General features: G+C 56.2%; 16 protein-coding genes and 1 other RNA gene. 3 read left to right on the forward strand and 14 right to left on the reverse strand.

Translation table 11 applies throughout. The features are described from left to right. Positions 1 to 211 precede the first annotated feature (211 nt). Positions 212 to 865: an RlmE family RNA methyltransferase gene (locus MIM_RS13660; RefSeq protein ID WP_025373319.1), complete on the reverse strand. Its 654-nt coding sequence runs from the start codon at positions 863 to 865 to the stop codon at positions 212 to 214. Positions 866 to 880: 15 nt separating this feature from the next. Here MIM_RS13660 and MIM_RS13665 point away from each other — a divergent pair, with 15 nt between their 5' ends. Beyond that, entirely contained in the window at positions 881 to 1,471 is a 591-nt protein-coding gene (locus MIM_RS13665; RefSeq protein ID WP_025373320.1) for a YhbY family RNA-binding protein, read from the forward strand. A gap of 168 nt (positions 1,472 to 1,639) precedes the next feature. On the opposite strand, the gene greA is transcribed toward MIM_RS13665, so the two are convergent. Further along, entirely contained in the window at positions 1,640 to 2,116 is a 477-nt protein-coding gene (gene greA / locus MIM_RS13670) for a transcription elongation factor GreA (protein WP_025373321.1), read from the reverse strand. A gap of 255 nt (positions 2,117 to 2,371) precedes the next feature. Further along, positions 2,372 to 3,733: a solute carrier family 23 protein gene (locus tag MIM_RS13675; RefSeq protein ID WP_025373322.1), complete on the reverse strand. Its 1,362-nt coding sequence runs from the start codon at positions 3,731 to 3,733 to the stop codon at positions 2,372 to 2,374. Between the two features lie 151 nt (positions 3,734 to 3,884). On the opposite strand from MIM_RS13675, the gene MIM_RS13680 reads away from it, so the two are divergent. Then, a complete protein-coding gene (locus MIM_RS13680; RefSeq protein ID WP_025373323.1) occupies positions 3,885 to 4,523 on the forward strand; it encodes a histidine phosphatase family protein in 639 nt (212 codons plus the stop codon). Positions 4,524 to 4,748: 225 nt separating this feature from the next. Here MIM_RS13680 and MIM_RS13685 read toward each other — a convergent pair whose 3' ends face one another. The 5 genes from MIM_RS13685 to MIM_RS13705 all read right to left on the reverse strand — a co-directional run bounded on the left by MIM_RS13685 (position 4,749) and on the right by MIM_RS13705 (position 11,581). After that, positions 4,749 to 5,501 (reverse strand): SDR family oxidoreductase, encoded by a 753-nt coding sequence (locus MIM_RS13685; RefSeq protein ID WP_025373324.1) that lies wholly within the window; start codon positions 5,499 to 5,501, stop codon positions 4,749 to 4,751. An 86-nt stretch (positions 5,502 to 5,587) separates the two neighbouring features. After that, complete coding sequence (gene bfr / locus MIM_RS13690; protein WP_025373325.1) at positions 5,588 to 6,052, reverse strand: bacterioferritin; 465 nt, start codon at positions 6,050 to 6,052, stop codon at positions 5,588 to 5,590. A 153-nt stretch (positions 6,053 to 6,205) separates the two neighbouring features. Next, on the reverse strand, positions 6,206 to 9,457 hold the full coding sequence (gene carB / locus MIM_RS13695; protein ID WP_025373326.1) for a carbamoyl-phosphate synthase large subunit: 3,252 nt from the start codon (positions 9,455 to 9,457) through the stop codon (positions 6,206 to 6,208). Between the two features lie 7 nt (positions 9,458 to 9,464). Further along, a complete protein-coding gene (gene carA, locus MIM_RS13700) occupies positions 9,465 to 10,619 on the reverse strand; it encodes a glutamine-hydrolyzing carbamoyl-phosphate synthase small subunit (RefSeq protein WP_042070342.1) in 1,155 nt (384 codons plus the stop codon). A 107-nt stretch (positions 10,620 to 10,726) separates the two neighbouring features. Then, the gene (locus MIM_RS13705; RefSeq protein WP_144084649.1) at positions 10,727 to 11,581 is read right to left on the reverse strand and encodes a hypothetical protein; all 855 of its coding nucleotides are present in this window, start codon (positions 11,579 to 11,581) and stop codon (positions 10,727 to 10,729) included. A 422-nt stretch (positions 11,582 to 12,003) separates the two neighbouring features. Here MIM_RS13705 and tal point away from each other — a divergent pair, with 422 nt between their 5' ends. Further along, positions 12,004 to 12,963: a transaldolase gene (tal, locus tag MIM_RS13710; RefSeq protein ID WP_025373329.1), complete on the forward strand. Its 960-nt coding sequence runs from the start codon at positions 12,004 to 12,006 to the stop codon at positions 12,961 to 12,963. 298 nt (positions 12,964 to 13,261) lie between these two features. Here the strand turns inward: tal and recR are convergent, their stop codons facing one another. The 6 genes from recR to MIM_RS13735 form a co-directional block, all read right to left on the reverse strand. Beyond that, on the reverse strand, positions 13,262 to 13,870 hold the full coding sequence (gene recR / locus MIM_RS13715) for a recombination mediator RecR (protein WP_025373330.1): 609 nt from the start codon (positions 13,868 to 13,870) through the stop codon (positions 13,262 to 13,264). Further along, positions 13,870 to 14,196: a YbaB/EbfC family nucleoid-associated protein gene (locus MIM_RS13720; protein ID WP_025373331.1), complete on the reverse strand. Its 327-nt coding sequence runs from the start codon at positions 14,194 to 14,196 to the stop codon at positions 13,870 to 13,872. Before MIM_RS13720 ends, recR begins: the two co-directional genes overlap by 1 nt. Positions 14,197 to 14,237: 41 nt before the next feature. Next, a complete protein-coding gene (gene dnaX, locus MIM_RS13725) occupies positions 14,238 to 16,529 on the reverse strand; it encodes a DNA polymerase III subunit gamma/tau (protein ID WP_025373332.1) in 2,292 nt (763 codons plus the stop codon). 64 nt (positions 16,530 to 16,593) lie between these two features. After that, positions 16,594 to 16,691, reverse strand: an RNA gene (gene ffs, locus MIM_RS22565) — signal recognition particle sRNA small type. 40 nt (positions 16,692 to 16,731) lie between these two features. Then, positions 16,732 to 20,079 (reverse strand): UvrD-helicase domain-containing protein, encoded by a 3,348-nt coding sequence (locus MIM_RS13730; RefSeq protein WP_025373333.1) that lies wholly within the window; start codon positions 20,077 to 20,079, stop codon positions 16,732 to 16,734. After that, the gene (locus MIM_RS13735; protein WP_025373334.1) at positions 20,072 to 22,759 is read right to left on the reverse strand and encodes a PD-(D/E)XK nuclease family protein; all 2,688 of its coding nucleotides are present in this window, start codon (positions 22,757 to 22,759) and stop codon (positions 20,072 to 20,074) included. The genes MIM_RS13730 and MIM_RS13735 overlap by 8 nt, the downstream gene beginning before the upstream one ends. Between the last annotated feature and the right edge of the window lie 130 nt (positions 22,760 to 22,889).

A 22,889-nucleotide genomic window follows, 5' to 3' on the forward strand; every position in this document is an offset into this window, starting at 1 on the left:
TGTATTGCAATCTTTTTCTGACTTTTTGCACCTGAGCCCGACCACTCGCACCTGCGGCCCCGCCCTGGCGCTTTACCCCGCGGTTTTCAGCATTAAATGCGGACCATCAAACCGGCAAACGGCGAGATGAGACCGAGATGAGACCATAACCTGCCAGGAAATGGGCGATGATCAGCCGGTGTCGGCCAGGCCCAGCCGAAACGCCAAAGCGCTAGAATTCGCGCTTATCCGGATGTTTCAGACCGCGCCCCAGCAGAAAGGTTTCAGAAGACTTGTCGCGCGACGCCTTGGGCTTGCGCTCAACAACCCGCTTGAAATGCTGCTTGAACATCTGCACGATCTGAGAAAAGCCGCTGCCGTGAAATGCCTTGACAATCAGCGCCCCGTCAGGGGTCAGATGCTGCAGGGAAAAGGCCAGAGCCAGCTCGCATACATGCTGAATCCGGGCCGAATCGGCCGAACTGACGCCGGACAGGTTGGGTGCCATATCCGACATCACCAGATTAACCTGCTGCTCACCTACCCTTTCGTTCAGGATCGCGAGTACATCGTCGTCGCGAAAATCGCCCTGAATGAATTCGACGCCGGCAATGGGTTCCATCGGCAGCAGGTCCAGCGCAATGACGCGGCCCTGCAACACTCCGCCCTCTGCGGTAAGTCTTTCGCGGGCAACCTGCGACCAACTGCCGGGGGTTGAGCCCAAGTCGACTATAATATCCCCTTTCCGCATCAGTTTTTCCGAATCCAGGATCTCAATCAGCTTAAATGCTGCCCGTGCCCGATAGCCCTTTTGCTGGGCCATTTTCACATATGGGTCATTGATATGCTGATGTATCCATTCTTTCGAGAATTTCTTTTTGGCCATTGCCCTGATTACCTTATGCCTACCCTAGAATTGACATCAAAAGAGCGCAGCGAATTACGCGCCGCCGCCCATCCGCTAAAACCGGTAGTCCTGATCGGCGATCAGGGCCTCACGCCTGCGGTGCTGAAAGAAATCGACATGAACCTTACCGCGCACGGCCTGCTTAAGGTGCGCGTTGCCGGAGATGACCGTGCCGCGCGTGTTGCCATGCTCGACACCATCTGTGATTCATTATCGTGTGCCCCCGTTGGTCACGTCGGCAAAACCCTTATTTTATATCGACACGGCTCACAAAACCGCCGTTGGGAGCAAAAAGCCGAAGAACCCGTCGAGCGCAGCCGCCGACTCCCCAACGAACCTCATACGCCGAAAAAGCTGCTGGCCGCAGGTAAAACCCTGAAAGACCGCAAGGCACCCCGCAAGTCCGCCCGAGGCAATGACGAACTGGTGGGCACACCGGCACGCAAGCCGGCACGCGCGCCCTCTGCCCGCCCTGGCAGCAGTGAGGCCCACGGTATTCCCAGACGCGCAGGCAGTGCATTGTCACTGAGAGCGGGCCGACGCAGCACTGCTGCACCACGCACCAGCAGGCGCGGCGGCAGATAACTGCACCCGCAAGGTGTAGGTAGCGGCGCGCAGGCGCCAGACAAAAAAGAAGCCGCAGGACGTGTTTTCTGCGGCTTTTTTGCTGCTATCGAATCACCAGCCTGGCTGTATGACCGATTCCGGTTTGTGCCCTATGACACCCGGGAATGTGGCGTGACGCCTTGCACCTTACTTGTACTCAACCGAGATAATTTCAAACTCTTTTTCGCCTGACGGTACAGTCACAACGACCACATCGCCTTCTGCCTTGCCAATCAATGCCCGGCCTACCGGGCTGGAGATAGAAATCCGGTTCAAACGGATATCGGATTCGGCGTCGCCAACGATTTGATAGGTTACATTGCTACCGGAGTTGAGATCTTCAATACCCACCGTTGCACCAAATACAATACGACCGTCTACATCCAGACTGGCCGGATCGATGATTTGCGCGTTGGACAGCAGACCTTCCAGTTCATTGATGCGGCCTTCAATAAAGCCCTGACGCTCCCGCGCTGCATCGTATTCTGCATTTTCCGACAGATCACCTTGCGCGCGTGCCTCAGCAATCGCCTGGATCACTCCAGGCCGCTCTACGCTGACCAAGCGGTGCAATTCTTCTTCTAAGCGCTTCGCACCTTGCGCTGTTAATGGAATACCTGCCATATCTGTCTCAAAAAAGTAAAAACGCCCCCATTGCACCGAAACGTGCCATGATGATGAGCGTGCTGTTGTGTTATCGACCAGGCCAACGATGTCTGGCTCAGGTACAAAAAGAATGGAAAAAACAAAAATAAACCCCGGCACTGGTTAATGAGTGCCAGGGACATCGATATGACATTGTCTCCAATTCCCGAACAAATTGCAAGCCTTCGGCAAAATGTTGCTAAAGTACTGAAAACAATTGAAAAAACCGCAATTTTACAGACGCTGTTCCTGATCAAACGGACTCTGATCCGCGGGGACTGCCGAGCGTTGCCGCAAATTGAGCAGCGCATACAAAATGATCGCACCGAAGGTGGCGGTTCCGATACCTTCGAGCTTGAACGCACCCAATTGCAAGGTAAAGTTGCCCGCCCCCATCAGAAGCGTGACAGCGGCCACGATCAAATTCCGGTTATCGCCGAAATCAACCTGGTTAACCACCCAGATACGTGCACCGGCAATGGCAATCAGACCGAAAACCACCATGGAAACGCCACCAAGCACCGGACCCGGAATGGCGTGAATCAGCGCGCCGAACTTGGGCGAGAAGCCCAGCAGGATGGCGATGCAGGCAGCCGCTACAAACACCAGAGTGGAATAAATACGGGTAACCGCCATGACGCCAATATTTTCCGCGTAGGTGGTCACACCGGTTCCGCCAACGGCGCCGGAAATCATGGTCGCAACGCCATCGCCCAGGAAGGCGCGACCCAGATACTGATCCAGGTTTTGCCCGGTCATCGCGCTGACTGCACGAATGTGACCCAGGTTTTCAGCAATCAGAATGACCGCGACCGGCACCATGACTGAAATGGCCGAGACGGAAAACACGGGTGCGACCAACGTCGGCAGGCCGAACCAGGGTGCCGCCTGCACGGCGGAAAAGTCGATGGGCGTACCCAGGCCGGCGACATTGGTCAGCAGCCAGTAGATGACGCAAGCGGCAATCAGCCCCAGCAGAATCAGCAGCCGCTGAATCATGCCGCGAGTAAAGACGGCCACCCCGGCGACGCACAGTATGGTCATGAGGGCCATCAGCGCCTCGAAGGTCGTTCCCGAGCCCATCGCACCCTTGGCAGCAATGGGTGCAAGATTCAGGCCGATCACGGCAACGATGGCGCCGGTTACCACAGGCGGCATCAAGCGTTCGATCCAGGCCGACCCTTTGCCGCGGCTATTGGCGTACCATACCAGTACACCCACCAGCGCATATACCAGGCCGCACACGATAATGGCCCCCAGCGCGACACTGATATTGGCATTCGGTCCGCTGCCGGCATACCCGGTGACGGAAATAACGCCGCCGATGAAGGCGAAGCTCGACCCCAGATAACTGGGCACACGACCGGCGACAAAAAAGAAGAAGATCAGCGTGCCGATACCTGACATCAGCACAGCCAGATTGGCATCGAAACCCATCAACAGCGGGGCCAGCACGGTCGCACCAAACATGGCCACAACGTGTTGCGCACCCATGACCGCCGTCTGAGGCCAGGACAGACGCTCGTCGGGTGCTACAATCTGATGTTCCCGGGCCCGCTCAACCCGCCGCCAGATTGGAAAAAAAGGTCCACTCATTACTTTCCCCATTCAGATGTGATGTCATATTTTGCTGGATATGAAGTGTACGGCCTGACTGGTGCACAGGGCAAGCAAAACTGCGGCTGGCAGCGCGGCCTTTGTCCGTCATCCGATGCCTGTCTCGCGACTATTTTTCGAAAGCTCAACTATGTCTCATACCGATTTCTGGATTATCCGCCACGGCGAAACCGACTGGAACGCCGAACGGCGCCTGCAGGGCTGGCGCGACATTCCGTTAAACCCGAATGGCATCGCCCAGGCCGAAGCACTCAACGCGCATCTGCAGGAGCGCTTTAGCGATGCCGGCCCCGAGCACATTTACACCAGCGACCTGCAGCGGGCATATCACACCGCCCTGCCCTATGCGCGGTCTTGTGACAAACCCGTTCAGCGCCTGCCCGGATTACGTGAACGCAATTACGGCATTCTTGAGGGTCAACTATGGTCGGCGCTGGCCGGCTTTGATTCGGCACACACTCACAACCTGGCGATTGAACTGGATCCGAATGAACACAAGGCAGAAGACCTGGCAACCTTTTATACGCGAATTCGGCAAACCCTGAACACACTGGCTCAGAAACACCGCAATGAAACCGTCATGATCGTTAGCCATGGCGGTGCGATTGATATGATGTGGCGTGCCGCCGGGAACCTGGCACCCAATGCGCCACGGCAATTTTCCCAACGCAATACCAGCATCAACCGCCTGCGCATTATCAGCGACGACAGCTGGCAGATTGTGTCCTGGGCCGACACCAGCCATTTACCGCAAGTGGTAACCGAGTAAGCGCGGAGATAACGTTAAAAGAATCATATTGTTTGGGATATCGGTGCTGTCACGCAGCACGATACAGTTGCAGAATGCACGCCGGATTCAAAAGAAACACGCGAAGTCGTGGTGACACTGCGTGCCACCGAGCCTGGCAACGATCAATATGTCTGGTCGCGGGCCTGCAGAAACGCCGGGATATGCCGCGGCAACGCAGGGATATGGGATGGGTCGCCCGGTTTGCTAGTGACGGCGGGGCTTGCGGCCAGAGCGACTCATCACGCGATCATACAGGGCACTCGGAACAAACCGCAGCAACCGCGCAACCAGACCCATCTGCCAGGGAATGACGGTGTAGCGCCGACCCAGGGTAATCGCCTGGCCTGCCTTTTGCGCAAAAGCATCGGGCTGCATCAGAAATGGCATGGGATAAGGGTTTTGCCGGGTCATGGGCGTATCAATAAACCCAGGTGCGATCGTCACGACTTTGACACCGGTACCATACAGATCAATGCGCAAACTCTCCATAAAAACCGTGACCGCCGCCTTGGACGCACTGTAGGCACTGGAACCCGGCAAGCCGCGAACGCCGGCCACACTGCTGATACCCACCAGGGTACCACTGCCGCGGCTTTGCATACCCGGAATAAAGGGCTCAAATGTGGCCCCCAGGCCCAGTACATTGGTTTCAATAATTTCCCGAAACACGTCGGCGTCTTCGACCATGCCATTGAGAATGCCGACGCTGATGCCGGCACTGGCTATGACAATATCCACCGGACCATCTTGCAAAAAATCGGCGGCCGCCTTATGAAGATCGGCACCACATCGAACATCGCCCGCATAGCATGAGGCCGGTTTGGACAACGAGGCCGACAGCGCTTGCAGTTTGTCACCCGATCTGGCGAACAGACCCAGCTGCGCGCCACGGGCATCGTAATACCGGGCAAATGCCTCACCCAGCCCGCTGCTGGCGCCACTAATAAAAACACGCATAGAACTATGCAATTGCCGTCGTAATGTTATTTACTTGTGAAACCACAGCTGCATGCCGCAACCGTGAACTATCACAAATGACATTATTACAGCTGCGATTGCAGATAGTTCTGCAGACCGAGTCGTTTAATCAGGCCCAGTTGCTGTTCCAGCCAGTGCGCATGATCTTCTTCGGTGTCTTCAAGTTGCACGCGCAATAATTCACGTGAGACGTAGTCTCCAGACTCTTCACACAACGCAATGCCTTTTTTCAGATTATCGCGGACTTCAAACTCGGTCTCCAGATCAAGCTGCAGCATTTCGGGAACGTCTTTGCCCACGCGGATTTCAGCAGACACCATTTTGGGAGTGCCCTCGAGCAAAAGAATGCGACGAATCAGTGCGTCAGCGTGATCTGTCTCGTCCTGCATTTCATGGCCGATACGTTCATACAGTTTGGTATAACCCCATTCGTGGTACATACGCGAATGAATAAAGTACTGGTCCCGTGCTGCCAGTTCGCCTGAAAGCAGAAAATTCAAATAGTCTATGACTTTAGGATGGCCTTTCATTATGCTGCTCCTTGAAAGAATCAAACGTAAAACCGTATTTTAAGAGAGGTTTGCGCGAGACATGCCCCATAAAGAAAAATTGCCAAATTTCACGAAGAAAAATGGCAATCGTTCTCATTAGCTACACGCGCTGGCCAGGGGCCGGCAACAGGCTTATGTTGTCTTTGCAGAAGCCAGCCCTGCATGCATATTCTGCAGAGAATACACCTGAATGCCTTCAGCGTCGCGCAGGTACTGCATACCTTCAATCGCAGCACGGGCACCGGCCAGCGTGGTAAAGAACGTGACCCGGTCAGCAAGCGACTGCGTACGAATCACACGCGAGTCGGAAATAGCATTGCGACGTTCTTCTACGGTATTGATCACAAGCTGGATCTCGCCGTTCTTGAGCATATCAACCACGTGCGGACGCCCTTCGGTCACTTTATTGACCACCTGGGCCTGTACACCGGACTCATTGAGTTTGGCTGCCGTACCACGGGTTGCCACCACTTTAAAGCCCAGATTGACCAGACCACGAGCCAGCTCCACCGCTTTGGATTTATCCTGATCTTTCACGCTGAGGAAGGCCGTGCCTGTCTCAGGCAGAAGCACACCGGCAGCCAGTTGTGATTTAACAAAGGCTTCACCAAACGTGCGTCCTACGCCCATGACTTCACCGGTGGACTTCATTTCCGGGCCCAGTATGGTGTCTACGCCAGGGAATTTGACGAATGGGAAGACGGCTTCCTTGACGCAGAAATACGAAGGTGCCACTTCCTCGGTCACACCCTGCTCGGCCAGCGATTTGCCGGCCATGGCACGGGCCGCGATCTTGGCCAGCTGATAGCCGGTTACCTTGGATACAAACGGCACTGTACGAGATGCGCGCGGATTCACTTCCAATACATATACATCGCCGTTCTGAATGGCGAACTGGACGTTCATCAAACCACGTACATTCAGTGCACGCGCCATCAGGCTGGTCTGTCGCTTGATTTCCTCGATCACTTCAGTAGAAAGCGAATACGGAGGAAGACTGCAAGCCGAATCGCCCGAGTGCACGCCCGCCTGTTCAATGTGCTCCATCACGCCGCCAATGAAAACCACCTCATCGTCGGCCAGGCAATCCACATCCACTTCGGTTGCATCGTTCAGGAAGCGATCAAGCAGCACCGGAGAGTCATTACTGACCTTCACGGCTTCACGCATATAGCGTTCCAGATCGGTCTGCTCGTGAACAATTTCCATGGCGCGACCACCCAGCACGTAGCTTGGGCGCACCACCAGCGGGTAACCGATGTCGGCTGCATGAGCAATGGCTTCGGCTTCGGTGCGTGCAGTACGGTTTGGCGGCTGACGCAGACCCAGTTTTTGCAGCAGCTTCTGGAAACGCTCGCGATCCTCGGCTACATCGATGGACTCGGGGCTGGTACCAATGATTGGTACGCCATTGGCTTCGAGTGCACGTGCCAGTTTCAGCGGGGTTTGTCCGCCGTACTGTACGATCATACCGACTGGTCGCTCCAGGTGTACGATTTCCAGGACATCTTCCAGCGTGAGCGGTTCGAAATACAGGCGATCCGAAGTATCGTAGTCGGTAGAGACGGTTTCCGGATTGCAGTTGACCATGATGGTTTCATAGCCGTCTTCACGCAGCGCCAGCGCGGCGTGCACGCAGCAATAGTCAAACTCGATGCCCTGCCCGATACGGTTCGGACCTCCACCCAGAACAATAATTTTCTTTTTGTCGGTCGGATGTGATTCGCACTCTTCTTCATAAGTGGAATACATATACGCTGTTTTCGTGGCGAACTCGGCCGCGCAGGTGTCTACACGCTTGTAGACCGGACGCACACCCAGCTGGTGACGCACCTTACGTACCTCGGATTCGGATACATCCAGCAAAAACGCCAGGCGCCGATCAGAAAAGCCGCGACGCTTCAGGCGACGCATCACCGTTTCGTTCAGATCCGACAAGGTTTTCTGCTCAAGCTCCAGCTCGATGTCGACGATTTCCTTGATTTGCTCAAGAAACCAGGGATCAATTTTGGTGAGGGCGTGTACTTCATCCAGGGAAAAGCCCTGAGCGAACGCGTCACCCACATACCAGATCCGCTCCGGACCCGGTTCTGCCAGTTCTACCTGCAGTTTTTCACGATCCAGCGTTTTCTGGTTCAGACCGTCAACACCCACCTCAAGCCCGCGCAGTGCTTTCTGAAATGACTCCTGGAAAGTACGGCCCATGGCCATCACTTCGCCCACGGATTTCATTTGCGTGGTCAGACGGGAATCGGCCTGCGGAAATTTTTCGAAGGCAAAACGAGGGATCTTGGTGACAACGTAATCGATGGTCGGTTCGAACGACGCAGGTGTTTCACCGCCAGTGATTTCATTTTGCAACTCGTCCAGCGTATAGCCTACAGCCAGGCGTGCCGCCACTTTGGCAATAGGAAAACCGGTAGCCTTGGACGCCAGCGCAGACGAACGCGATACCCGCGGATTCATTTCAATCACGATCATGCGACCGTTGTCGGGATTAAGCGCAAACTGAACGTTGGAGCCACCTGTTTCCACCCCGATCTCACGCAACACGGCGATAGACGCGTTACGCATGATCTGGTATTCCTTGTCAGTGAGGGTCTGGGCCGGCGCAACGGTGATGGAGTCGCCGGTGTGCACACCCATGGGATCCAGATTTTCGATGGAGCAGATGATGATGCAGTTGTCCGCCTGGTCGCGCACCACTTCCATTTCATATTCTTTCCAGCCCAGCAGCGATTCTTCAATCAGCAACTCGTTGGTGGGGGACGCTTCGATGCCTCGACGGCAGATCGTCTCGAATTCTTCAGCGTTATAGGCAATTCCGCCACCGGTGCCGCCCAGCGTGAAACTGGGTCGAATAACGGCTGGGAAGCCACTGGTGCCGGCCTCTGCGGCAATGCGCTTTTGCACTTCCCAGGCTTCTTCCAGCGTATGGGCAACGCCTGATTTGGCCGATTCCAGACCAATACGGGTCATGGCATCCTTGAACTTCAGACGGTCTTCTGCTTTCTCAATGGCCTGCTCGTTGGCGCCAATCATCTGGACGTTGTATTTTTCCAGTACGCCGTTATGAGCCAGATCAAGCGCGCAGTTGAGCGCGGTTTGTCCGCCCATGGTAGGCAGAAGCGCATCGGGACGCTCTACCTCAATGATTTTTTCGACCGCCTTCCAGGTGATTGGCTCGATATACGTGACATCGGCCGTTTCAGGATCGGTCATGATGGTAGCTGGATTACTATTGACCAGAATGGTGCGATAGCCTTCGGCTTTCAGGGCTTTGCACGCCTGTGCACCCGAATAATCAAATTCGCAGGCCTGACCAATAATGATCGGACCGGCGCCGATAATCAATATGCTTTTTATGTCGGTACGCTTGGGCATGATATCTCTAGTTTTTTTCGCTCATGGAGCGGATGAATTTTTCAAACAGCACGATGATATCGTGCGGGCCAGGACTGGCTTCGGGATGGCCCTGGAAGCAGAACGCGGGGCGGTCGGTCAGCTCAAACCCCTGCAATGAGCCGTCAAACAGGGACACGTGGGTAACCCGCGCATTGTCGGGCAATGTGTCGGCATCCACCGCAAACCCGTGGTTCTGGCTGGTAATGTACACCCTGCCACTTTGCACGTCCTTGACCGGGTGGTTGGCGCCGTGGTGGCCGTTTTTCATTTTGATGGTCCGCGCATTCAGTGCCAGTCCCATGATCTGGTGACCCAGGCAGATGCCGAAAAGCGGAATTTTTTTCTCCATCACCTGACATGCCGTTTCGATGGCGTAATCGCAGGGCTCCGGATCGCCCGGGCCATTGGCCAGAAACACGCCATCCGGGTTCAGGGCCAGCACATCAGCAGCGGCCGTCTGGGCCGGCACAACCGTGAGCCTGCAGCCCAGATCTGCCAGAATACGCAGAATATTGGATTTGACCCCGAAGTCGTAGGCAACAACATGAAAGCGATCCTGTGACGGACGGGTGTAGCCCTGGGTACGCTGCCATGTACCTTCATGCCATTCTTCGCGTGCCGTTCGACTGACTACTTTGGCCAGATCCTGACCCGCCATGCCCGCATAGGCACCGGCCAGGTCAATCGCTTTCTGTTCGTCGTCGCCGACCAGAATGCAGGCACCCTGTGCCCCACCCTCGCGCAGACGACGGGTCAGCTTGCGGGTATCAATCCCGGAGATCGCGACGACACCCTGCTCTTTCAGGTAATCGGGCAGCGACTGGGTCGCACGGAAATTGGACAGACGGCGCGGACAGTCCCGCACGACCAGACCGGCGGCGTGAACCTGTGAGGATTCGACATCTTCCGGATTCACACCCGTGTTGCCGATATGCGGATAGGTTAGCATGACGATCTGGTTGGTATAGCTGGGATCGGTCAGTATTTCCTGGTATCCGGTCATGGCCGTATTGAACACCAGTTCGGCCACGCTATGGCCGTTTGCACCGATGGATATTCCCTTGAAAATCGTGCCATCTGCCAGAGCCAGAATTGCAGTGGGAAATTGAGGATTATCCTCGAATATGGAAGACGTGAGCACGCAGAACCCCAAAAATTTGGTATCGATAAGTAAACCTTTCTATTATACAGAGTAAGGCTTAACGATAGAAAAAACTTAGGGGTTATATCGCAAGAAAACGCAATGAACTACCGGTTTTCAATCTCAAACGCATGCCCGAGCTTGCTGCGATCCTCTACAACCAGAAAGCGCAACATTTCCTGATAGCTGTTGTCCTGGTAACTCAGGATCCGAACCCGCGTACCGCCGGTTTCTTCCAGATAGCTGGAGATAATGGGATGGTTATTACGCCGCAGCGTGCCAATCTGCATGGAACTGGAGCGCAGATCCACCACGGCACGCCAGTCCTTGCCGCCGTCGTTCTCCAGAATCCAGCTTTTGCGTTCACCATTATCTACTTTGCATTTGACCAGCACGTAGGCCTTGCCGGACACCTTCAGATTGGTGCTGAAAAAATTAAGATCATCAATCGTACCCCCGCCGCAGAATTTTTGCTGGCCGGGCAATGGCAGATCCAGCCCCCGCAAGGACAGCCTTGGCAGTGAAAGCAAGGCGCCTTCCACACTGCTGGGCTGATCATCCAAACCATATACGGGCGTACGGTCAAGATTGGTTTTGGCCCAGTCGACCATGGCAGGCAGTTTATCGCGCATGCATTTGAGATCGCGGCAGGCGAGCAGGACGCGGGTACGGGTTTGAACGATGTCCGCCATGACCAGCGGCCTGTCGGTTTTGGCTATCAGAGCCGAGCTGTTGTAGAGCCAGTCGGCCAGATTGCGGGCAATGAGCGGATCCGTGCATACATTGGCCGGCCACTGATTGAGCGCCTGCTGCAGTTGCTGAACGGCTCCGGCTCCGAATTGATTGCGCACGTCCGTTTCAGGCAGGCAGGGGTTCAGGGCAATTTCCTGTTGTGCGGAACCGACCCCGACGAAGGGATTTGCGAACGAGATTACCTGACTGGATGCGACTGGTAAATACATACCTGACATCACAGCGAATCCCGCCAGCAACATTGCCCTGCACCACTTGACAAGCATTCTGCCCTTAACCTTTTTCCTGTACAGTTTTGAATGAAATAAAAAATTCGACGACCACCGCCGTCGCATTAATCACATTTACAATATTTCAGCGCGTTTGTATCCGCTTCGCTTGCGGTGCGCAGCTTTAGGCACCGTTAGCGCAGGGCGCCCACCGCCGGTTTTTTTTCCGCCAGATCGGATGACAATATGTGTCTGGTAACCGGTATTCGAATCTTGCCTGTATATTGCGGGTAATATACACGTATCCGTAAGATTTTGAAATAATCAACTGTTAATTTACAATTTTCATCGGGCCGAAAAGGCGCCATGGTTTGCCTGAAACGACAAATCCGCGACAGCCGGCCATGCAGGAAACATCCCATATGAATCAACTTGACCAGCTTAGAAAATTCACAACTGTGGTCGCCGATACCGGTGACTTCGAAAGCATGCGTGCGCACAAGCCCACCGATGCCACCACCAATCCTTCGCTTATCCTGAAAGCCCTGTCCAAGGACGCTTATCGTCCGATTTTGCAGGACACGCTTGCCAAATATCCGAACGCAACGCCTGCAGATACACTGGATCATATTCTGGTTGAGTTCGGCCGCCGCATTCTTGAAATCGTGCCCGGGCGGGTTTCAACGGAAGTCGATGCGCGCCTGTCGTTCGACACCGAAGGCACCGTAGCCCGTGCGCGCCGCATTATTGAACTGTACGATCAGGCAGGCGTGGATCGCAAGCGTGTTCTGATCAAGATCGCATCAACCTGGGAAGGCATTGCTGCAGCACGCATTTTGCAAAAGGAAGGCATTGCCTGCAATATGACCCTGCTGTTCTCCCTGATTCAGGCAGTCGTCTGCGCCGATGCCGGGGTGACGCTGATTTCACCGTTTGTCGGTCGTATTTACGATTGGCATAAAAAGGCGGCAGGCAGCAATTGGGTGGAAACGGACAATAGCGGAACCAATGATCCTGGCGTGAAATCGGTAACCCGGATTTATCAGTATTATCGTCGCCATGGTATCAATACCGAAATCATGGGCGCGAGTTTCCGCAATGTGGGCCAGGTGCTGGCGCTGGCCGGCTGCGACCTGCTGACCATCAGCCCTGAGCTGTTGGGCGAGCTCGCGGCTACCGATGGCAGCGTCACCGCCGAGCTGCATGAAGCCATGGCCGCCAAAGCCCACATTGACTCGATTGCGCCGGAAGAAAAGAACTTCCGCTTCCTGCTCAATGAAGACGCGATGGCCACGGAAAAACTGAGCGAAGGCATCCGTACTTTTGTTGCTGATGCGATCAAGCTGGACGCATTGATTGACGATTGCCGTAAGAACGGCTAAACCGCAGCGCCTCGCTTTTCTGAGCGCTGACTGCAGCGCAGCGCCCTTACAGTAAATGCGGCAACGATAAAAGCAGCAAGGGACCCGGGTTTTGGGTTCTTTGCTGCCGGAAAATATGCGGCACGACAAGTTGCCGACGATATCCTGTTTTGCAGACCAGCCCACCGGCCAGCCGATGGCTGCTATGCCGGCATTTAGCTACCCTGGCTATTTAGCTACCCTGGCTATTTAGCTACCCTGGCTATTTAGCTGCACCGGCTATTTAGCTGCGCTGGGTATTAGCTGCGCCGGCTATCTGTTATGCGCCACGCCGTTCCATAAATGCCCAGGCGATGGTGCCGGCATCAACATATTCCAGCTCACTGCCCGTGGGTATACCGCGCGCGATGCGTGAAACCTGCAGCCCTTTTTCCCGCAGAATTTCCGTCAGATAATGGGCGGTGGTTTCCCCCTCCGCCGTGAAATTGGTTGCCAGAATCACTTCCGTGACCGTGCCATCCATCGCACGCCGCAGCAATCTTTCAAAATTCAGCTGAGCCGGCCCGACCCCCTCCAGGGGCGCAATCCTGCCCATGAGCACATAATACAGCCCCTGATAACCGTGGCTGGCCTCTATCATATTTTGATCGGCCGGCGTCTCTACAATACACAGCTGTGCAGCATTACGCTTCGGATTCAGACAGGTTTCACAGATGTCATTCTGGGAAAATGAATTGCAGCGAGCACAGTGCTGGATATCTGAAACAGCGGTACTGAGGGCGCGGGATAACTGGTCGGCACCCGCGATATCGTATTGCAGCAAATGATAGGCCATGCGTCGCGCCGAACGCTGACCGACGCCGGGAAGGCGGCGCAGCGCCTCAATCAGCGCACTGAGCGGTTCGGGTTCAGGCAGCATATCGCGCATCAGAAGGGGAATTTCATCCCTGGAGGCAGAGGCATACCAGCAGTTACGCCGGACATTTTTTCCTGTGTGGTGGCCTCAGCCTTGCGCAATGCATCGTTGAATGCAGCCGCAACCAGATCTTCAAGCATGTCTTTATCGTCGCCAAGCAGTGCAGGATCAATGGTGACCCGTTTAACATCATGACGGCAAGACATGGAGATTTTAACCATGCCGCCGCCAGACTCACCGTCTACCAGAATATCGGCCAGGGCGTCCTGCGCCTTTTTCATGTTTTCCTGCATTTGCTGGGCCTGCTTCATCAGACCGGCCAGTTGATTCTTCATCATAATGAATACGTTCCTTTAAATCGCAATTATAGCGGTTGACATCAAGCGCTTTTCTGCCTGATTGGCTCTATGCTGTCGGGCACAACGCGCGCGCCCAGATCAGTAATCAGTGTATTAATAAATTCATTTTCCTGCACTGCTTTTTCCACCCGTTTTTGCAATGCTTCACGCTCAGCCTGCTCTACGGCATGCAGGGTCGCATCACCGGTATGGCCAAACACCATGTCCACCCGGACCACCTCATGGAAATATTCGGTGAGGGCTGTTTCCAGCTTGGTCCTGGCGTTTAAGTCGTTCTGCCCTTTTACCGGAATTCTGAGTGTGATTTTATTCTGCTTGTGGTCTACCCATTCACAACGACGCGCCATTTCGGCTGCGTAGCCCGAAAGAGGCAATTCAGCGACCAGTTGCACCCATTCCTGCGCATTCATGGTCGCAAGCGGCCGATGGGCTTGCGGGTCCTGGTGAGTGGGAACCCAGGTCTGGTCTTGCTCAACCACCACATTATCGCCAGGCACAATATCGCCATCATCGTCAGTCTGACCGGCCAGACCGGCGGCTTCCCAGTCCGGCGGAATATCTTCCCACACGGGCGGGCCGGAATCGTCAGCGGCCTGGTGCGCCCCGGGTGTATTTAGCGGTTGGACCCGGGCCTGCTCCTGCCCGGCTGTGCCATTGCCTGCCTGCAGGTCCGGTTCCCCACGATGGTCTGCCGGGCTGGCTGCATCATCTTCCCAGGCAGGCCGTTCCTGCTCACGCGTCTTCTCAAGCCGCACCGCAGGAACGACAATGGGTTCGCGCTGCGGCACCAGTTTGACAGGTAAGGCCCCCTCATGAGTGACCGTTTCGCGTGTATTTATATCGGAGGCCACGACCTGCCCCGCAGTTTCCGCCGCAACAGGGGTTGCAGACGGAACCTGTTCCGTCTGTGGCTGTACGGCTATAACAGATGTGGGCGGATATTCGCTTGCAGATGAGGACTGCGACTCGGCTGCCGGCGCAGCCGCTGTTGCAGCCGCTACAGTCGAAAGGTCATTCAGATTTTTTTTTTGCAAGTCTGCTGCACTTGCGGTCACTGCCTGGTCCGTCGTTGCTGGTGCCTGTGATGCACCCTGCTGTGCCGCAACCGCGGCGGGCGGCACTGCCGATGCTTCATGATGCTGCGGAGATGCGGCGGTATCTGCCTTCTGCCCACCCGACAGGTGACCATTGCCGGCCTGCCACTCACTTACCGTACTATGAGCCGGCTCAGAGGTTACCAAAGACAGCATGCGCAGGCACGTCATGACAAAGCCGGCATATTCATCAGGTGACAGGGCCAGTTCATTTCGTCCATGAATGGCGATACTGTAAAACAGCTGCAGCGTGTCGGGGTGGCAGGTGCGGGCCAGCCGCACAATATCATCCTGCAACACGGCTTCTGTCAGTGCAGTGCCAGGCAGGCGCTGCTCTATCGCGATCTGCGACAATAGCACTGCCAGATCAGCCAGCGCACCGGCAAACGAGTAGCCACGTTCGTACAATTCATTTGCTATATCCAGCACACCCTGAGCCGAGCCCTGATTCAGGGAATCGAGCAAGCGAACCAGAAAACGCTGATCGATGGTGCCAAGCATATCGCGCACAGCATCACCGGTGATATTGGAACCACTGAATGCAATCGCCTGATCGGTGAGCGACAGGGCATCACGCATGGAGCCCCCTGCTGCCTGTGCAATCTGACGCAAGCCAGGTACTTCAAAAGCCACAGACTCTTCTGTTAATACGTGATTCAAGTGCGCGACTATGGCATCGGGCGGCATTTGCTTCAGATTGAACTGAAGGCACCGTGACAGCACGGTAACGGGCATTTTCTGCGGATCGGTAGTCGCAAGAATAAATTTGATATGCGGCGGCGGCTCTTCCAGCGTTTTGAGCATGGCGTTGAACGCATGCCCGGAAAGCATGTGCACCTCGTCGATCATATAAATTTTATAGCGGCCTGAACTGGGGGCGTAGACAGCCTGCTCCAGCAGTTGCGTCATTTCCTCAACGCGACGATTGGAGGCGGCATCAAATTCCAGATAGTCGACAAAGCGCCCTTCATCAATCTCGACGCAGGCGCGACAAACACCACAAGGCTTGGACGTGATACCGGTTTCGCAATTAAGAGACTTTGCCAGGATACGTGACAGTGTGGTCTTGCCAACACCTCGGGTGCCTGTAAACAACCAGGCGTGATGCAGACGCTGGGTATTGAGGGCGTTGGTCAGCGCCCGGACCACATGGTCCTGGCCGACAAGCGTTTCGAAGGAGCGAGGACGCCACTTACGGGCAAGGACAAGATAGCTCATACCGGTTATTTTAGCCCAGAAAAAACAAACGCCACCACAAGGGGTGACGTTAGTTCAAGAATGCGGTGGTGAGCCTTACTTCGGCACTGAACCTGAACGACTATGGCTGCTTCGTTCCCGACCTGACCAGTTTCACCGCCGGCCCATGCGAAGGGACCCACCACTTCGCATTTTAGCAAGTTTCGCGCCGCTTGTGCAAAAATTACAATGCCGATGCCAACTGAGCCGGATCAAATTCAATCCAGTCTCCGGTATCCAGCGCAAAAATGGCCGCCGTGGCTTCACGCCCGTCCAGTCTCGACAGCCGTTCGCAGTACCCCTGCAACTGAAGCCGATACGTGTCTTTCATGCGCGCCTCAAAAACATCTTGTGGTTCGTGCTCCCGCCGCTCGCCTGTCTTGAAATCCACCACCAGCCACCCGGTATCGGTAGAGACCGCGACGTCCACAATCAGCAACTTTCCGTCCATGCTGGTCAGGGGCAGTTCCTGTCGGGCCTGTGCATGCGAGAGCAGCCAGCGACCTTTTTCAGATGCCAGGCAGCAGCTGAGCAGGTCGTAGACACGCTGTGCGCCAGTGCGTGCCTGTGCCTGCCGCAAACCTTCGTTTTCCAGCTGACGCACAATAATTTCCCGCGCCGCCTGCAGTCTTGCCTCGTTCCAGCCCTGCATGTGATCCTGACCAATGCGGGCCAGCCATGCGTGCGTTACCGTGCCAATACTGGCCTCGTATTTATCATCAAACTGCCAGCCCGAACCGGCAGATGCCATTACAGCATTGCCGCTGGCGGTCACCGGCAGTTGTGCCAGAGCCTGGGTCGTGATCCGGCTAAGTTGCGGCCCCTGCACATCCGATATGACGGCATCGACAGTAGCCGATTCGCGCGGCTCCTGAGGCACCGGAGGCACTAATTCAAACAGTGAAAATAGCCGCGACAACAGAGAACCGCGTGGCGGCTCAACAACCTGTCCCTGCTTGCACTGAACCTGCGAGACCAGGTGCAGGCGCTGGCGCGCACGGGTGGCGGCCACGTAAAGCAGACGATCGAGCTCATAGTCGCTGCGGCGTTTTTCCATGGCACCCAGCATCGCGGATAGTTTGTCGGTTTCTTCGGCCGCCTTGGGTTTAATGGGTCCCATCAGCAGACGGTTCCGGTTGCGTTCAAAGCGCAGCAATGGCGCCGTATCAGAACGGGGTCGGCGGTGCAGTCCGTATAAGATCACCACTTCAAACTCCAGCCCCTTGGACTTGTGCATGGTCATGATTTCAACCGCTCGCTGTTCTGCACTCGTTGCCGAATACAAGCGCGCCAGCGCATCTTCCAGATCAGCTGGATTCAGATCGCCATAGGGTGCCAGCCTGTCGACCAGATCGAATACAGCCTGGAAATCGGCAAATGCCGTATCGCTCGCATACACGCCGTAACCGCCCAGCGCACGCCAGACCGACTCTACATGTGAGGAGAAGGCAATATCGGCAACCACATGACTGCGATCCAGCAGAATCCGCGCACAACGCTGCAAACGCGGCCATTCGTCCCCCAGCAGCGGCGCAAATTCCGCCTCCTGGGCCAGCACGGTTTGCAAACGAAAAGCAATAGTGTCACGACTATCACCAAAAAGATGGGTTAACGCCTTCAGCGTCAAACCACATACGGGAGAGCGCAAGACGGACAACCAGGCCACACGGTCGGCTGGGTGGGCCAGTGCGCGAATCAACTGCACCAGATCGATAACAGACTGCTCTGCCCGAATCGGATTGAGCTCGACCGCTCGCACCGGTATCCCGTTACGCTGCATCAATTGCATGAGCGCCCCCAAGTGCGTTCGCGCCTTGACCAGGATGGCTACCGGATGCTCACTGTCCGGGTTGGCAGCCAGTGCTGAGCGCACCAGTTCCAGCGTGCGTTGCTCTGCCTCTGCCTGGGTCGTCTCGGCATCTTTGTCTTCCGCCTGATAAACCGGATGAAAGCGGACTGCCGGACCGTCTGCTGCCGCGTTGAAAGCAACCGATTCCGTATACCGGATTGCCCCCAGTGTCAGATCATCATATTCCGGGAATACGTGGCGAAAGGACTGATTGACCCAGTTGACCACCCCGGCCTGCGAACGGAAATTCTCGGTGAGGACCAGTTTTTCCAGCTCAAGCCCGTTGATCCCTTCGCTGGCAACGCTCAGGAACAGCCCGACGTCCGCCTTGCGGAAGCGATAAATGGACTGCATCGGATCGCCCACCAGAAAGAGTGTGCGACCATCGCCCGGGCTCCAGCCCAGTGTCAGTTTTTCGATCAACTGAATCTGGATCTGGCTGGTGTCCTGGAACTCGTCGATGAGAATATGCGAAATGCGCGCATCCAGCTTCAACAGCATATCTGAAGGATCATCGGTGTACCCCAGCGCCAGCGCTGCTCTTTGGGCAATCTCGATGAAATCCACCTGTTTTTCTTCCTGAAAAACCAGCATCAGCTCTGCGGCTGCCAGCTTCAGTGCTTCCAGCAAGGAGCGTATGATTTTTTCCTGACGCTCGCTCAATACTTCTGAAGGTAAGCCACTCACTTCGGCAAGCAGGCCGGTCCAGTGCTCGCTATCATTCTGCCAGGCGTCGAGCCAGTCCTGCATCGCCTGCTTATGTGCACTTTTGGCCGGAAATCCCTCTTTGACAGTAAGGCGTTTGCGCAAGCCGCCGCTGCCGGTGAGCAACAAGCGCGACAACGCCTGCCACTGCGGCAGGGCCTCGACAGAACCGGCCAGTGGCACACCGTCCCAGTCCAGCAGTGGCTCCAGCATACAAACCGCGGTCTCGGCCTGGCTGGCGGCAGCCAGGCGTGCGATGGGCGCCAGCTCGCTGGCATAGGAAAACGGCATTGCCTCTGCCAGCGTGTCCAGTTTCTGTTCCATGACATCTGTGAGTGCCATTCGCAACTGAGTCATGGCCGCCTGAGTATTGACCGTCTCCTGCAGCCACTGGTCGCGCCGCGCCAGCATATCCACGATCAATCGCTCTACCGATACCAGATCAATATCCATATGCAGCAATACGTCCTGCACACTGTCGTTGTGATCCACATGTTCCAGCAACTGTCTGGCTGCCTGCAAATAAAGCTGCTCCGGATTATCGGCGATGCCCGGCATCCCGCCCATGGCGGACATCCATGGCATAGAGCGCACCAGCTGCGCGCAAAAGGCATCGATGGTCCGTACCTTCAGCCGCGCCGGGTGGTTGAGCAGATCCCAGCCTTGCTGCTCGTTGCGCGCCAGTGCAGCACGCGCCAGAAGCCAGCTGTTTTTTTCATGGGTGCTGGCGGGTTCCTGATCAGACAGGCCGGCACGCAGTTTGCGCAGCACCCGCGCATGCATTTCGGCTGCCGCCTTGCGGGTAAAGGTGATGGCCAAAATTTCTTCGGGCTTGGTCACGCCGCCGAGCAGCGCCAGAATGCGGTCGGTAAGCAGTTCGGTTTTACCGGAACCGGCAGGTGCCTGAATAATAAACGACTTATCTGTGCGCAGCGCCTGTGCCCGCGCCTTAACATCACTTGGCTGGCGTTCAATCATCTTCACTCTCCTGTGCCAGGCGCAGAAACGGCAGCACATCACAATACATCAGGTCATTCACCGTCCAGCTCCGGTTATCGGCTACGCCCTCCGAAATATCACGAGCCAGTTGCTCAAGACTGCGTTCCCAGCCATCCAGCAACGCTTCCCAGCTTTGCTCCGGCGTCAGTTTAGCCAGGGAAGTGATGCCGGCAATATCACTGCCGTTTTCACCAAGGCCATTGAATTCGGTTTTCTTTGCATTCAGTTTGGCAAACAGCAAGGCTTCTATTTGTCCGCGCTGCCCTGCTGCATCGGCTTGCCGTAAGACCGTGGCATACAGGGGCAATTGCAGGTTGATCGGCTGTGGCCGCAACCAGTCTTTCTGGAAATCGGGCGTACGCTGCCCGGATTTGTAGTCCATCACTACTTTAGCGCCCTGCTCGGTTTCATCAATCCGGTCTACGCGCAAATTGACCTTCACACTGGCATGCTGCCAGGCGGCGGCCTGCTCAACGCCCATTACATGAAAAGGTGGGCGTTCCCGCTCCAGATCCAGAAGCGTCATCATGACAGCATGACCGCGCGCCTTTTCCATCGCTGCCAGTGCGGGCGAGACGCCATTCAGCGTCTGGTCTGCGGCCATGGCCACGGCTTGCGTCACCAGCTCACTTTGAGCATTCTGGTCAAGCTGCAGCAGGCGCTCGGAAGAGCCGAGCATTTCCCAGACTTTTTGCGCCATACTGTGCAGAAACGTGCCGCGAATCGCTGCGTTCAGTGATTCTGGATAGGGTCTGAGCCCTTTGGCCAGCAAACGATAGCGCACATACCCCCATAGCGGATTCAGGGCCTGCGTTTCCAGCAGGTCTGAGCCCCCCTCGAGCATCTTTGTCAGCGGCAAACCGCGATTATCGCTCAACGTTTCCAGCGGCAACGCCGCGCAGCGGGCGCGGGAAAGGCACTCGGACACCCCGACGCTCTCGCCCTGCCCGGCTGATGCGCCGACAAAAAAGCTGAGCAATGGCGATGGACGCAACGCCCGATCGGCCTCGCTGGCCGGGTGACTGAGCACAACCTGAGGCGCAACACCACATAGTGCCTGCAGCATGTCGATTGCCCAGGCTTTCTCCCGCTCCGGCGTGGCACGCGGCGCCCCGGCTCTGGCCAGTGCAGCCACAGGCAAAAATGGATTTGGATCAGGGCTGGCCGGAATAACGTCATCGGTCAGACCCAGCACCCATACCGCATCCCACTGACCATGCTCGGCTTCCAGAAAACCCAGGACGTCGAGCCTGACATTGGGATCACGTTGCGGCTGAAACATGGCCTCCCGCGCCATGCGCTGCAGCAGCGCAACGGCAGACCCGCCGGAGAGGCGCCCGGCGTACAGATTCAGCAGTGAAAAAGTATGCAGGAGTTCATCAAACGCTTTGCACACCTGATAATTGGTACTTGACAGCGTACTGCCGGGAAAACCCAGCAGGGCCAGCGTTTCGCGTATGGCCTGGGTCCAGTGCTCGGTGTCCTGCCGCCCGCCCGATGCAGCCTGCTGCCAGTGTGCAATCGCCTGCCGGAAAACATAGGAGAAGTCCGACGCGTGCCGGTCCATTTGGGCGCATACCTGATCGGTATGCCACTCAATGTTCTGTGACTCACGCAGGCGCGCATCCAATACCGCCATGGCCGACTGCTCGACAGCGCTTGCGCTGCAAAACCCGGCCAGCAATGCCTGTCCGAACTGCTGGGGCCGCACCACACCCTGGTCGCACAAACCGGCAATCAGCGACAGCCACCGAAAGGCAGCAAAAACCACCGGCCACTCTGCCAGCGCGCGCCCGACAGACATGTTGTAACCATATGGCGGGATAAGAGGATCAGCCGACAGTTCACGGTCCAGAATGCGGCGCGCAAACACCGCGTCCGCTTCCATCGCGGGCGAGACAATGGCCACGCGACGCAGCGGGTCGGCCGCCAATTCGCCGGCTGCCCAGTGCGCAGCAGCAATCCACTCGCTGCTGCGATCTTTTTGCGTTGATAATGTGCGTTGCGATTGCTCATGCCGGGGCAATGACAGCGACACCAATTGGCAGCCACGACTGGCGCACGCCTGCAACAAGCGCGTTAAGCGCGGCGAATATTCATTAAACCCGGCCAGGACCACAGTGGCGGGCAGCCGCGACAAACGGCCTGCCTCCACCGAATCGATCAACGTGTTATACAGGTGATTATCGTCCTGGGCGTCCAGTTCGCGGCAGCGCTGTTCGTATTGATTACGCCATTGCTTAAAACGCAGATATTCTTCGGTTTGCTCCTGAGGCTGAACCTGCACGTCCCATTCATCCCGGTCATGGCTGGCAGCCATGGCGCGTGCGGCAGCCAGCTGGACATCGATAAGCGGCGTCTCGCCCTGCATGGAGGCAACAACCTCTTCCCACAACAGGCGGGCTGCGAACGCGCTGAGCCGGTGACTGCGAACGGTAGGATCAACGCAGAAAAGCCGCTCCTGATGTAATTGATCCAGCCAGTGCGCGAGAGAACTCGCTGCAGGCAACTGCAATACAGCGCTGCCTTGCCTTGCCTGTGCAAGCAACAACGCGTGAACCCGCCACACCAGGCGGTTATTGACGGTAACAACAACAGTTGTTTCCGGATCCAGCGATGCCACCGTTTCAGGTGTGACCGCATCAATTGAACATGCCATGTAAATGCATCCGAAAAAACAATCCGGCGTGTCGCACAACGACCCGCCACAAGCGTAAAACGGTATTATGACAGGCATTCTTTGGCCTTGCTGCAGTCGCAATGCAGCATTTCGGTAGTTACGATATCGG

It is taken from the genome of Advenella mimigardefordensis DPN7 (genome assembly GCF_000521505.1).
GTDB lineage: Bacteria > Pseudomonadota > Gammaproteobacteria > Burkholderiales > Burkholderiaceae_B > Advenella > Advenella mimigardefordensis.